A 12,992-nucleotide genomic window follows, 5' to 3' on the forward strand; every position below is an offset into this window, starting at 1 on the left:
CCCAGATTACCGCCACCACCACTACCGCTCGCACCACCGAGTAACGACTGCATGCCTCCACCAATCGGTCCGTTACCCATCCCAGCCGGATTCGAGCTCGCGCTCATTGCCGCACTAGCCGCCGTTGCTCCCATAGTTCCTACCGCAGCAGCAGTACTGACCATTTGCAAACCACCTCGAATAGCATCAGAGCCACTGAAGTTCGAAGAACCGGAAGCGATTGCAGAAGCAATTTTCCCCGCATTGAAAGCCATCACAGCACAAGCAAATACGCCACCCAACGCGTACCACACAATTTCCAACGGGTTCACCTGCGGCATGTTCTCAAAAGCGTTAACAACTTCGGCTTGCACGCTCGCAAGAATCTTGACAATCACGCCTAAAATAATCAATCGCATGCCTAACGATATAACCCCCTTCAATGGCGCCATACCTTGATCCCGGAAGGCCTGTAAGCCAAGTAAAGCGATGGCGATAGGAGTCACTGTGAACATCAACCAAAATTCAGATACCGCGACCAGGATGGATATTGCGATCACCCCGTACGACACCAGAATCAACAGACAAGCCAGCATTAACAACAATGACGGCAGCAGATTTTTCAATGACGAATACAGCGAGTCCGCAGCCCCAGTGCGGTTATTGAAAGCGATCACCATATTGTTTTGGAGATCGACTCCGTTGGCCCACACATTTTCCGGCGTAAATTTGATACCAGTCACATTTGACGCCATGTTCAAATACCCGGTGAACATCGTGGATAAAATATCCTGATTCCCCATCGCCCAAAAACAGATTCCGGCCCATGTCACTAGTCCGGCAATCTTCTGAAATAACGACGTAATCTCACCACTGAATAGTTCTTTCCAGTTTGTCAGAATCCATTGCAACAACAATGCCGCACCCAGCGTCCGTAGCGCCATAGTAGTGAGCTGGGAATTGACGGCAACGGATGTCGATTGCAGGGTATTCATCACCGTTGGCAAAGACGTTTCAGCCGCCAGAACTGAAAATCCAGACAGCATCAGCGAAAGTAGTATTAAGAGATGACTCTTTTTCATGGACATAGCCCTTTTAGTTGATCAAAGATCGCATCGGCTTTACCGCGCCACCGAAAAACTGCTGTGTTTCAGCACGATCTTGTTCTTCTTTATTTTGGACCGCCAACATGCGCGCATTCATCGCGCTGGCCTGCGCCAGATTCATTTGTCGCAATTTTTGAAACTGCTGCAACATCTGAATACTGATTTGGTTACCCGTCTGTGAAACTTGCAAATTCCCTGCCGATGAATTCGACAAGGTCTTCAACGACATGATCAGATCCGCCTCGCTGGCCATATCGTCTTGCTGCACTCCGACACTTTTCATCGCGCCGCGAATACTATCCTTCGTGGTTTTCATCCATGTTTCAAAATCCTGACTGGAATACGCAGCATTTTTTTTGTAGTCCGACCCATAAGCAGTTTCAAGCTTTTTGGTGATGCGCGCCCCACCCAATCCAAGCGCCTCCCCGCCCTCAGCGGCATTTGCCAGGACGGTAATGTATCCCCTCGGATTTAACGTCAACAAATCTTTTTGCTTAAGAAGATTTTGCAACTGAGATTCATATTGCTGTATCTGCGTGGTGTATTGCATCACCAACTGGACATTGTTGAGCAGCTGGGTGATTTCTGTCGCACCACCGGTCCCAGCGACGGTACCAGCATGCACCGGTGCCGTGACAAGACTGATTACCCATAAGAGTGCTGTGATTATTTTATTTAACATAACATTTTAATATTTTAATAATTCAGAGATTAACCGATGAAATTAACTTCCAACCGAACAGCCTACTAATGGCATGCAACGACTGCGCTTGTACAGCTGGAATCGAAGAGTTACTAGCCCACCAATTATTAGCAATCCCAATGACAATTTCCGGCTGGGATAACTCAGAAAGAATAGCTGGCCACAGTATTAACTGTTCATAACATATTAATATTGCACTTTTATATCCTAATACACCCACAACGCCGTCACCGTACCAATCAGCAACAGCACCGGTGTTTTGCCACGGTCGCCACATCGCAACCGGGACCGGTACACGTTGTCGCACCACCAGGCCATCCAATGCACCCAGACCCATTACCGCATTCGTGAAACTACCCATCTCATGACCGGGTAACTCTGCGCCAATCAAAATACTACCGCCTCTGTTTGCCAGCGCTACTGACACCTCGCTAACTACCTTCGCCAACACAGGGTCAACCGATCCAAGAACTGTTTCTGGAAATAGTTGAAGTTCGCCGCGTGACTGATTCTTTGCAATGCGACGGACATCATTGATACGTCGAAAAGTCTCTCGACTATCTTCCGCACCGGCATCGCTGGATAACTTCCCATAATACGTGTTGATTCCAACCCAACCAACTGGAGCGGCTAGTGGCTTTTCTGTCGCGATAGCAACGGTGGAGAAAATCACGAAGCATAAGCCGAGCGTTTTAATCCTATATGCCCATGCAATGAATCCACAAACGAGCAGCAAAAGTCCTGAGAAACCAAAATTGGGAAAAATCACGCTTGCCGAGAGCAATGGCGAAGTCCAGGATATAAAGCCCAGCGGAGGAAGTACCGAGATAAGGAAGATCACTGGCAACCATAACGCCCTGCTTTTCCGAGAAGTTCGCCAAAACAACAACCACGGCAAACTACTCAAGAGCGCCGCGCCCAGCCAGAGAAATACACCCAACCACCACGAGGCATACTCACCAAAAAATACAGCGGCACCGGAAGGTAATCCTCTGCTTGCAGCTAAAAAATACGCCAGCATAGTCAAAAATGCGGGAACACGATGGGCCGACTCAATCCAAAGAATCGCAGGTAATACGGCCAGCGCCAACAGCCATGTCTGTTGCTGACCCCATACCATTCCGGCACACGCCCCCAAGCCTACCGACAGCAGCGAAATACTGAATCGTTGAAGGTTGCGCATCGTGCTATTTTCGATTTTCACAGCGGCCGCATCGGCTTCATTTTCGTGCCGAAAAACGCGTCATTACCGCTCTTCACAACTTCCCACCCGTTTGATGTTTCATGGAAATACTCAGTTGCGACAAGGACCTGACCGTCTGCTTTTTCTGCAATCACCGCATAGGCCAGTTTTACCTTCGTATTCTTCGCCCACTCAGGGATGTTATTGATGCGGTATGAAAAGGTTACTTCGCTGAATTCCTTTTTCCCGCTTTCTTTGATCGGCGTTACTTTCGTCACCTGAACGATGTCTGGAACGTCAAGACACAATTGTTGAGAACCATCTTTGCTAACAAAAACCGTATTGCCGATATCAGTCGGCGAAAAAATACTGCCAGATGTGCTGATCTCAACTTTCAATAATCCAGCACTGACGAAGCTGTCTAGCTTGCTATAAGTATTTGAACCTGCCGTCGCTGTCGCTGGCCAGCGAGAAGTGACAGTGATGCATTGATGTCGATTGGCAAGATAGGTGGAAATACCCTTTTCCAATGCTGATTGTGGTGCGACCACCTGCGGGGTGCTCGCTTCTTTACCGCAACCAGACAGAACAACCGTTACGCAAACAGCAAGAATCTTGGTGGCGTTGATTTTTGCATTGATTTTATTCAGCATAGTTATCTCTTCCGAGCAGTCAATGTGAGAGTCCGAAGCATACCCTCCTCGCGAGGCATCTACAACAAAACAACAATAGCATATATTAATTGCATAATAATTCTTTAGTCACTAAAACTTGAAGCAAATACTTTAAGAGCCTTGGCTATGTACCCACCAATACCCTCGGCGAAATCCCGCGTTCACTAAGCCAGTGACTTACCCATCCGTCACCATGCAGCTGTTTGAGCTTACGTGCATTCACACGATCGTCTTTGCCGGATGTAGCAACAAAAGATAATGCAACCGGTCCCAGTTCCAGTTGGAACATGCGCCTGCCTGAAGGTGAAGAAAAAAAGTAATCGCGTTTGTTCACACCATATTGGAGTAATTCTGCTTCGCGATATGTCAGCCCAAGCTCTTTGTAGAGCTTATAGCCGTCATCGCTTGTCGCAGCGGGATTAGGAAGCAGAATTCTTGTTTTACACGCCTGATAAATAGTGGATTTAATTTTCGACCCGGCCAGATCTTCCAACTCTTGCGTAGCAAAAATAACTAGTGCGTTTGCCTTACGCAAAACTTTTAACCATTCCTTAATTTTTGCCTGAAACAATGGATGATCCAGCATCAGCCATGCTTCATCCAAAATGATCATCACAGGGCTGCCATCTAACGCACGCTCAATCGCACGAAACAAATAAAGCAGTACTGGAACGACGTGCTTATCGCCCATAGACATCAAGTATTCCATCTCGAAAACCGTAAACCGGTTGAGTGAAATTGAATCCGCTCTGGCGTTCAGCATTCCAGCGGCGAGTTGCGTTTCATATAGTTTTAAAACTTCTCTGGCATGCTCAGATTGAACTATGATCGCCAACTCCGTAAAGGACCGCATGTGTACTGGCCTCGTCCCCAGCAATTCCAGTGCATTGAGTATCTCTTTCGACAGATTGTGATCAACCGTAATGCCGTTCAGTTGCAACAAAGTCTCTACATAGTCAGCTGCCCAAATCCGCTCTCCAATCCGATGTACTCGGGCAAAAGGACACAAGCCGAATTTTTTTGCGCTCTCATCGTCATCCGACAAAAAGGCGTAATGATCACCCCCGGCGGCATCGCAACCAACGAACATCGATTCTCCTTTTTCAAAGGCAAAAAGTTTGGCGTTGGGATACCTGAAATGCTGCATGGCCATCAAACCAAGAATGACGCTTTTACCCGCCCCGGTCGGCCCGACAACCAAGCTGTGTCCAACATCGTCGTTATGCAAAATAACTCTGAAAGGCGTCCCGCCTGACGCTGCGCCGTAAAACAGGGGCGGAACAATCTCTCCGGCTTTGTAGGCTTTCTGATAGAAGGAACAAGGGTGTTTAACCGGGCCTTGCCATACCGATGACAGTGGCAACAGATGGGCAAGATTCAATGAATGCATCAACGGCCGACGGACATTTTCATAGCCGTGTCCGGGAATGCTGCCCATGAACGCATCTACTGTATTGACATCTTCATCGCGGACCACAAAATGTGAAAACCGCAGCGTCTTCAGCAGATAACTAACAGCCGCCTCCAGCTCCGTGGGGTCTTCGTGCATCAGAACAATGGTCGAGGTGTAATGCCCATACGACACCTGACCAGAATCGATATCGGTATGCGCAGCTTCTGTGTCAGCGGCCATTTTCACCGCATCTTCGTTCACCTGTCCGGTATTACGACCAGTCGCTTGTGAAACAAAACCGCGTATTTTTTGCCGCCATTTGCGCCTGGTGTCGGCAAGAATAGACTTAGCGTGCTCAGCGTCACGCGCAATCCATCGCGTAGTCCAACGATACTCAACAGGAACGCTGTTGAGTATGTCCAGCATCCCGACCTCAGTACCCGACTCTGGCGGCGTCTCAATGGAGATGATCCGAATCAGTTTCTTGCCGACTTGAGGACGAATACCGCCGTAAAAAGGCTGTGAACCAATGATCGCATCCAGTCCGACTGGTGCCACCCGAAGCGGCAATCTGACCTGCTGATGAATCCCCACAGCACACCACAACAGAAAGCCTAACTGATGATCAACATGGATCATTTTCATCGTCGCAGGATCGTATATCCACTCTGAGCGAAGCGCTTCCATGCCGCCTAAATCTCTCGAAAGTTCAGACACAAGTTCGTCGACGCGTTTTTTAAAATACTGTAATTCTTTCCTGCCAAGCGCCGCATCATCGAGCACCTGGCCTTCCTCCTTTTCAAATACCAGCGAACGAATTTTGCTTGCCAGCAGAACTGGCGGCAAGTATGTCACCGTCAATACATAATCGTTTTGAAAATGCGTACCCTCTTGCTGATATTGGGTGCGTCGCTCTGCCTCAATCGCTCTTGTTACCGGATCGGGAAAAGCACCTTCATCAATATATTCTTCGCATGAGCGGCGCGAACTCGTGGTGTGCCACATCCAGCCTGTCCCGAGTTTTTTAACCGCAGTGTTAACCCGCAAAGAGATCTGCTCCAGCTCAGGCCTGGAAGCGCATTGCAAATCCTGTCCACGGAACCGGAATGACACAATGAGCTCACCACCCTTACCCAAAATAATACCGTTTTCAATCACCGATTCGTGTCGTAACAAATCCCCATACGATTGACGGGTATTGCGAAATTCACTCGCAAAAAAATCAACTCGGGCATGCATACAAACTCCTGATAATAATTATTCGCTTAACCCTGTATTACCCCAAATAGTTATAGGACTTACGCAAAACCGTCCCAGCAAGGCGTGCCGACGAAGACAGTACGAACGTACGGCTAGGAGAGCACAACGCCGCTGGGGCGATTTTGCGTAAGTCCAAAGTTAAATGAAATCTTTAACCTTTGGCACGGGAGAAGCATGGTGTGCGCCTGCCGAATAATATTTTTTATAACGAATATGCCGTCGCCAGACATCAAACGCGTACGGATCAGAAGCCACCAGCTCACGCCCCATCCAGATGCCTCCTAACCAAAAGAAAGCGCCTATAGGCAACGCATAGAACCAGCCATAAGAATTCATCAGCATCCATCCCAGCAAGATGCCGATGATCATTCCCACGCCCACAATGCGCCGGTCGCCCCCCATCCACGTCTGCCGCCTGATCAGTGACAAGCGAACTGGCGCTGCCATGAATTAACAACCTACCATGGCAGGGAAAATAAACTTCAGCACGCTACCGCCGAATACCAGAAACGCTACCGCGGTCACGAAACCGGCGATTTTTTTCATCATTTCGCTCATCTCGACACCGAACAGAAACGCGGTAGCAACCGACGCCAGTGCCACGACCGAAATACCAAACGCCCATTTTCCAGTCAACATGTCTACCACCTTGCACATGCCACTACCGAGCGGATCAGCATTTCCAGCCAGCGCTGCCCCAAAATAAAGTATCAGCAACGCGGCGAATGTAACTTTGCCAGCGATATTTTTTTTAGCCATTTCCCTACCTCTTCATTTAAACAAATTAATCAACTTAGAACGCAATGCATCCCGACGCGCCAAGATAATCGGCTTCCATTGCTGCGCGCCGTAGCAGGTCCAAACCAACCACCCCAGCACCAACACAATTCCTGGTATTCCCAACAACAACGCCGAACTTAAATGTGCGTCTGCCGTACATTGCATAGGTTGCATATTTCCTCCATAAATGACCGCTAACCGCGAGCGGCGTACTGATACAACATTTCGTGCTCATATTTGTTAGTACTTTCGTTATATCCATGAATGCGGACGACCTCTTTGACGCGCCGACCTTCATTGGTGCGCGCCAGGAACACGGAAATCTGCACAGCCTCGCCGATCAGAGTGCGTTGTGGTGTCGCGGAAACTTCCGAGATTAATTGGTCCAGACGGTACAAACCTTTCAGCGCAGAATTGGCATGCACCGTACACAACCCACCCGGATGCCCTGTGTTCCATGCTTTCAGCAAAGCAAGCGCCTCCATACCGCGTACTTCCCCCACCACAATACGATCTGGTCGCAAACGCATGATTGCCTTCAAAAGCCGCTGCATTGATGCAAATTCATATGAGCGCATTGGCACCTTATTTCTCAGACTGCATTGCAATTCCCTCGTATCCTCCATCAACAACACCCGTGCAGCCGGGCAAATATCGTTCATTTCATGCAAAATTGCATTACAAAATGTTGTTTTTCCTGAGCCTGTTCCACCTACTACTAAAATATTATCCTGACCCGCAATCGCATCTCTGAGCATCTCCGCAATAGAGAACGGCAAAATACTGTGCTTAACGTATTCCGACAACGTATAGACACGCGATGCTTTTTTGCGGATGTTGAATGCAACCTGATCGACGATGGGTGGAGCAATGCCCTCGAAACGCGAACCATCCAGAAGCAACTCTCCTTCGATAATCGCGTTTTCCTTCCATACTTTTTGATCCAAAGATGACGCTACCTGGCGTAGAAATATCATCGCATTCGTCGGCGACATTTCTCCAATAACAAACATTTTTCCGAATTCCTCTGCCCATAGCAGCCCATCAGGGTTAAGAAAAATTTCCACCACGTCTGGACGCAACAAATAATCGAGCATGACCGGCCCCATGGCATAGCGCAAACTCTCTAATCGCCGTTCATGTAACTCATCGGATATGCCCTCTGTTACGGTCATTTTTAACAATTCCTTTAGTCACTAAAGTATATTTCAGCATTGCTTTATTATGATTAGCCTCGTAACATAATGCAATGCTTAAATTTATAATCATTCCCGGAATGGATAACATGCAAAATCATCCCGTTCGAAACAGTCTCCTGATCCTCGCCATTCTGGCATCACTCTCACAACCCGCTCATGCCGGATATATGGTGATAGATGACGAACTTTTCACCTATACGGCTGTACCTATAAGTATCGCTTTACGTATGAATCCGCCGCTATCGGTTGCTAAAGTAACAGGTGTCCAACACGAAGCGACAACGACTATTCGGCGCAAGAGCATAAATACATTTTCAATCATATTCAAGAAAGATAGCGCCGTATTACCAGATCGCAGCAGTGAAGCCTTAAGCACGCTTCTTCCGCTAATGGACAATAAATACATTGCCATTACCGGTCGTCCTGACCAGCGAAAAAATCAATTACTCGCTCAAAATAGAGCAAAAGCAATTCGTATCTGGTTGCTACGTCAAGGATTTGCGTCTGATCGCATTCAGATCACGATAAGTAACAACCCCGTCGCGCTCGTCGATGCTGAAAATCCTAGCGAAATCCAGATTCTCGATGCGTGGCATCAGTCAAACATCTCCTCATCAACAGATGTTTCGGTTCAACGCGTTTCCGCAACAACGTTACTAATGAAGCTAGATACACGATTGGAAATGTTGAAAGCTGCAGCGCAAGTTAGTCAGGTCGATGCGGCAAGCGCGATTGCAATGATCGATACACTTCTCAACACACAAGCCGGGTCGCTTGTCAGCGCAATTCAGGTCACACCAATCCAGAAACAAGCTAAAACACAGCCCATCACGGAAACGCCAGAAGAGTTGCAATTACCCGGCACCGACCTTCCCGGAACGACTACCGCAGTGAGTCCCGTCATCGACGCCGAGCTTGCTACCGCGCTATCGCCATTGCCATCGCAAGTGCAAGAAGTGGTTCCGACTCCGGCGCTTGAACGCTGGAAAATCGACAAGGGCGAAAACATCTCAACAGCCATCGGCAGATGGAGCCAGAACACCAACAAATGGAAGTTAGCGTGGGAGGCACCGGATCTGGTTGCCGACCGGGATATCAGTCTTGAAGGCTTGTCGTTTGAAGACGCAGTAGAAAAGGTCATTGACGCCCTCAACAACAACGGGGCCGGAATGGTCGCACGGTTTTACTCCCTGAATCAAACCAATCACGTCCTGCGCATCATGGAGAAAAAATAATGACGGTCCAACGACTCCTCGCCACAATTACCGTAGCGACTGCACTAACCGGTTGCACGACCGGGTTGATTGCACCGATTAAGCAAGATATCCAGGCCCGTGATGTTGAAGCGCAAGATTTACTCACACAAGCGCGGCAGGGACCGGGTGCAATCCAAGCGCAAAAATCTTCGTCCGTTGAGCGCATTGAGGCTTTGTGGCTACCAACCCGTAAGGCTGCCGAGCTGGCAGCGCAATCGGCCAGCATCGATGCCAGCGAACGCCGGTATGCATCGAACCGTAGCTACCACAGCATTCAGGAGGTGGCCGAGCGTATTACCGCATTGACGGGCATTCCGGTGAGCGTCGCGCCGGACGCGCAAATGCCGATTGGTGATGCGGCATCATCAATGTCTGGAACGGTCGGGCAAGGGTCAACTTCATCGGCACCGAAGCCGCCATTGCCAGCACTGCCTAACTTTGCTCCACTTGGTCAAATGCCAGGTGGTGGTCAATTGGGTGGCGTGAATCTGGTGTACGACGGCACGCTCAAAGGTTTTCTGGATGTGGCCGCTGCACGTTTTGGGGTGAGCTGGGAATGGACGGGTAGCAGTTACAACCTGTTTCGCTACACGACCCAAACATGGCAACTCAAGGGCATTCCGGGCGACACGACTTTGCAACGCGCCATCACTAGCCAGACAGGTGGGGCGACTGGCGGATCGTCGGGATCAGGCAATGACGGCTCTGCTACTGGCGGCAATGCCATTTCTGGCGGTGGCTCATCGACCACCAGCACTTCTTTTTCGAATATGTCGATTTGGAAAGCGATCGAGCAAACACTCGACAAAATGTCATCCACCAAAAAATACTCGGTAACACCGGCAACGGGCACCGCGTCTGCGACGGATACACCACAAAATCTGGCACGCATGCATGCGTTCATCGAAAGCCAGAACGCGTCCTTATCAAAGCAAGTCAACGTGAATGTGCGCGTTTTGGCGGTGGACCTCTCAGATGATGACCAGTACGGCATCAACTGGAATGCGCTCTACAGCTCGCTCTCGGGCAATCTTAGCCTTGGCTTAACCAATGCGTTTGCTGCCGATCCGTCGGCGACCAGCCTGACCTTGAAAGTGCTGGGCGGTGGCACGAATAAAAGTCCCTGGGCAGGTTCACAAGCGATTCTGTCAGCACTCTCCAAGCAGGGCAATGTTTCGCAAATCACCTCAGCGACATTGACGACGCTGAATAATCAGCCAGCGCCCTTGCAGATAGGGCGTCAAACATCCTACCTCGCCTCTTCTACCACCACTGTGACCCAAGGTGCTGGATCGACCACGACCATGCAGCCTGGACTTGTTAGTACGGGATTTTCGATGTCATTAGTGCCGCATATCCTGGATAAAGGCGAAATGATGCTGCAATTTTCCATCGATATTTCATCCCTGTTGAAACTCAACGAAATTACTTCTGGCGACGCGACGATTCAAATGCCGGATGTGGATACCCGCAACTTCCTCCAACGCGTAAAGATGAACTCCGGCGAAACACTGGTACTGACGGGGTTCGAACAGTCGAATCAATCGACCAGTCAACAGGGCGTGGGAAGTGCGTCGAATGTGGCGTTGGGTGGCGGTGTCGCTGGCAAAAAAGGACGTACCGTTTTGGTGATCCTGATTCAACCGATATTAGGAGATGCCTGAGTGACTACCGAAACTACGCTGCAGATTTTTGAGTTTGGCGACAAAGGACGGCTCTTTGTCTCCGGGCTGTTCTGGCAACCGTTGCCGGGCATGGCACCTACGGTCAGAAAAGCTGAGATTGAAAAAATCGCTAAGGAACAAAATTTCGACTTGATGGTGGTGCGTACTGGCGCTAACCCGCAAGTGGGATTTTGTTCGAGCACCGACATGGGTAAAGCAGGCTTGCTATCGGCGGCTGCAGTGATTTCCGAAACGGTCGAAATGGAGGGCGGGGACCGCAATGTACTCTGCGCAACAGAGGTTAGTAAAGACCAGTGGCTGTATGTAGCGCAGCGTTCCGGGGTCATTCTGTATGACGGTGATCAACTCGGGACGGAAGATGAAATCCGCATTCGGATGCTGGCAGACCTGTCAACCAGCGAGTGGGAGCTGATTTATGCGCCGTCACACTGGCAAGTACAAAACGCTAAGGAACGCAATAAATTTGAAGACTTCTTTCCGAAGAAGGGCGACAAACTTGCGTTCAAAAAGTGGTGGGCCGTGCGGCCGGTTAAATCAAGCATTAAAGACCTGAAAGCCTATTTGCCTGCGTTGCTTATCGCGATCGTACTGATCGCCATATTCACCGGCTACATGCAGTGGAAAAAATGGCGAACCGTGCAAGAGCTTGCGCAATTCATGGCACAACAATCGGCAGATGCTGCGGCTACGGCCAACCATGTGCAACGACTTGAACATCCGTGGAAAACGATTCCTGGCGCAGCGGCTTTTACCGTTGCCTGCAATACGGCCCTCAACAATATCCCGTTTCTGTTTCCTGGTAGTTGGAGCCTCAGCGACATTCTGTGCAAGGGCGAGACGTTAGCCCTGAATTGGACCCGCGCTGACGGCGGCACGATCGCTGACTTACGCGCGATTGTGCCGGGCGCTGTCATTTATGGCGCTGGCAGCAGCGCCACTTTCAGCGTGCCATTAGGCCCAATATCCAGCGCAGATGAAAAAGTCCCGGTGCAACAAGCGCGTATGGGCGAGCTGTACAACCTGGCGCAAATCCATCACCAAAACCTGACCCTTGCTGAGGCAGCACCACTGCCAGTGTTACCTGGACAGAAGCAAGTCTTCAGAGATTGGAAAGAAGTTGTCTGGTCAGTCAACGACAGCACTCTGCCGCCGGAGATTCTGGTGCCGCTATTTGACGGGGATGGCTTTAGGGTCGGCAGTATTCAAACCAAAATTATCGATGGCGTCATGCGCTGGAACATAGAGGGGGTTCAGTATGTACAACCATAAATGTGTATTGATGGCCGCAGCGATGGCCGCCAGTTTTTCAGCTAACACGGCACTGGCCGTCGAAAACACTGCTGAGCAACTCCAGCAATTGAGCCAGTCGCGCGCAATCTGGGCAGCCAGAAAAGCCGACGAGGACATGCGCGGCCAGTATTTGGAAAAGAAGGCGGCAGCAGATCGATTTTTTCCTGATGCCAGTGCGATGAGTACACAGGATGGCAATGCGTCTGCGCCGGTGGTGTATGGGATTGAAGGCATCGATGACAAGCTGTCGGCCACCCTGTTATTTGCGGGCGGTGTCAGGCAAACCGTAAAACGCGGCGACAAAATTCGTGGTGGCTGGCGCGTGCAGCAAGTCACTATCAATAGCGTCGCGCTAGCCCGGGGCAAAGAAAATCTGATTCTTGCCTTTGGCGAGGAAGCGCCCCGTCAGCCGGTAGCACCAGCAGGACTACAGTTTCGTCTGCCTGACGCGAGTGGTGTATTGCCCTTACTACCGGGGCGCTAA

13 protein-coding genes are annotated in these 12,992 nt (G+C 50.0%); 4 read left to right on the top strand and 9 right to left on the bottom strand.

Features of this window, described 5'->3' with window-relative positions; genetic code table 11:
• From ACVBEF_RS06275 to trbB, 9 genes are all read right to left on the bottom strand, one after another.
• The coding region (locus tag ACVBEF_RS06275) for a type IV secretion system protein (protein ID WP_447123079.1) at positions 1–1,061 on the bottom strand (1,061 nt) is incomplete at its 3' end.
• Between the two features lie 13 nt (positions 1,062–1,074).
• The gene (locus ACVBEF_RS06280; RefSeq protein WP_447123080.1) at positions 1,075–1,767 is read right to left on the bottom strand and encodes a hypothetical protein; all 693 of its coding nucleotides are present in this window, start codon (positions 1,765–1,767) and stop codon (positions 1,075–1,077) included.
• 22 nt (positions 1,768–1,789) lie between these two features.
• A complete protein-coding gene (locus ACVBEF_RS06285; protein WP_447123081.1) occupies positions 1,790–2,971 on the bottom strand; it encodes a hypothetical protein in 1,182 nt (393 codons plus the stop codon).
• A 17-nt stretch (positions 2,972–2,988) separates the two neighbouring features.
• Positions 2,989–3,624, bottom strand: coding sequence for a hypothetical protein (locus tag ACVBEF_RS06290; RefSeq protein WP_447123082.1), 636 nt, complete (start codon positions 3,622–3,624; stop codon positions 2,989–2,991).
• Positions 3,625–3,769: 145 nt separating this feature from the next.
• Positions 3,770–6,277 carry a TraG/VirB4 family ATPase gene (locus tag ACVBEF_RS06295; RefSeq protein WP_447123083.1) on the bottom strand — a complete coding sequence of 836 codons (2,508 nt, stop codon included), beginning with the start codon at positions 6,275–6,277 and terminating at the stop codon, positions 3,770–3,772.
• Positions 6,278–6,436: 159 nt separating this feature from the next.
• On the bottom strand, positions 6,437–6,745 hold the full coding sequence (locus tag ACVBEF_RS06300; protein ID WP_447123084.1) for a VirB3 family type IV secretion system protein: 309 nt from the start codon (positions 6,743–6,745) through the stop codon (positions 6,437–6,439).
• Between the two features lie 3 nt (positions 6,746–6,748).
• Positions 6,749–7,057 carry a TrbC/VirB2 family protein gene (locus ACVBEF_RS06305; protein WP_447123085.1) on the bottom strand — a complete coding sequence of 103 codons (309 nt, stop codon included), beginning with the start codon at positions 7,055–7,057 and terminating at the stop codon, positions 6,749–6,751.
• A 12-nt stretch (positions 7,058–7,069) separates the two neighbouring features.
• Positions 7,070–7,252: a hypothetical protein gene (locus ACVBEF_RS06310; RefSeq protein WP_447123086.1), complete on the bottom strand. Its 183-nt coding sequence runs from the start codon at positions 7,250–7,252 to the stop codon at positions 7,070–7,072.
• 20 nt (positions 7,253–7,272) lie between these two features.
• The gene (gene trbB / locus ACVBEF_RS06315; RefSeq protein WP_447123087.1) at positions 7,273–8,253 is read right to left on the bottom strand and encodes a P-type conjugative transfer ATPase TrbB; all 981 of its coding nucleotides are present in this window, start codon (positions 8,251–8,253) and stop codon (positions 7,273–7,275) included.
• Positions 8,254–8,363: 110 nt separating this feature from the next.
• Here trbB and ACVBEF_RS06320 point away from each other — a divergent pair, with 110 nt between their 5' ends.
• Genes ACVBEF_RS06320 through pilP form a run of 4 tightly spaced genes read left to right on the top strand, consistent with a single transcriptional unit; the run spans position 8,364 to position 12,992 of the window.
• On the top strand, positions 8,364–9,512 hold the full coding sequence (locus tag ACVBEF_RS06320; protein ID WP_447123088.1) for a TcpQ domain-containing protein: 1,149 nt from the start codon (positions 8,364–8,366) through the stop codon (positions 9,510–9,512).
• Positions 9,512–11,197, top strand: a complete 1,686-nt coding sequence (pilN, locus tag ACVBEF_RS06325; RefSeq protein ID WP_447123089.1) for a PilN family type IVB pilus formation outer membrane protein — start codon at positions 9,512–9,514, stop codon at positions 11,195–11,197. Before ACVBEF_RS06320 ends, pilN begins: the two co-directional genes overlap by 1 nt.
• On the top strand, positions 11,198–12,487 hold the full coding sequence (pilO2, locus tag ACVBEF_RS06330; protein WP_447123090.1) for a type 4b pilus protein PilO2: 1,290 nt from the start codon (positions 11,198–11,200) through the stop codon (positions 12,485–12,487). It begins immediately after the preceding gene.
• Positions 12,474–12,992 carry a type IV pilus biogenesis protein PilP gene (gene pilP / locus ACVBEF_RS06335; RefSeq protein WP_447123091.1) on the top strand — a complete coding sequence of 173 codons (519 nt, stop codon included), beginning with the start codon at positions 12,474–12,476 and terminating at the stop codon, positions 12,990–12,992. The genes pilO2 and pilP overlap by 14 nt, the downstream gene beginning before the upstream one ends.

The sequence above is a fragment of the Glaciimonas sp. GG7 genome (assembly GCF_052976905.1).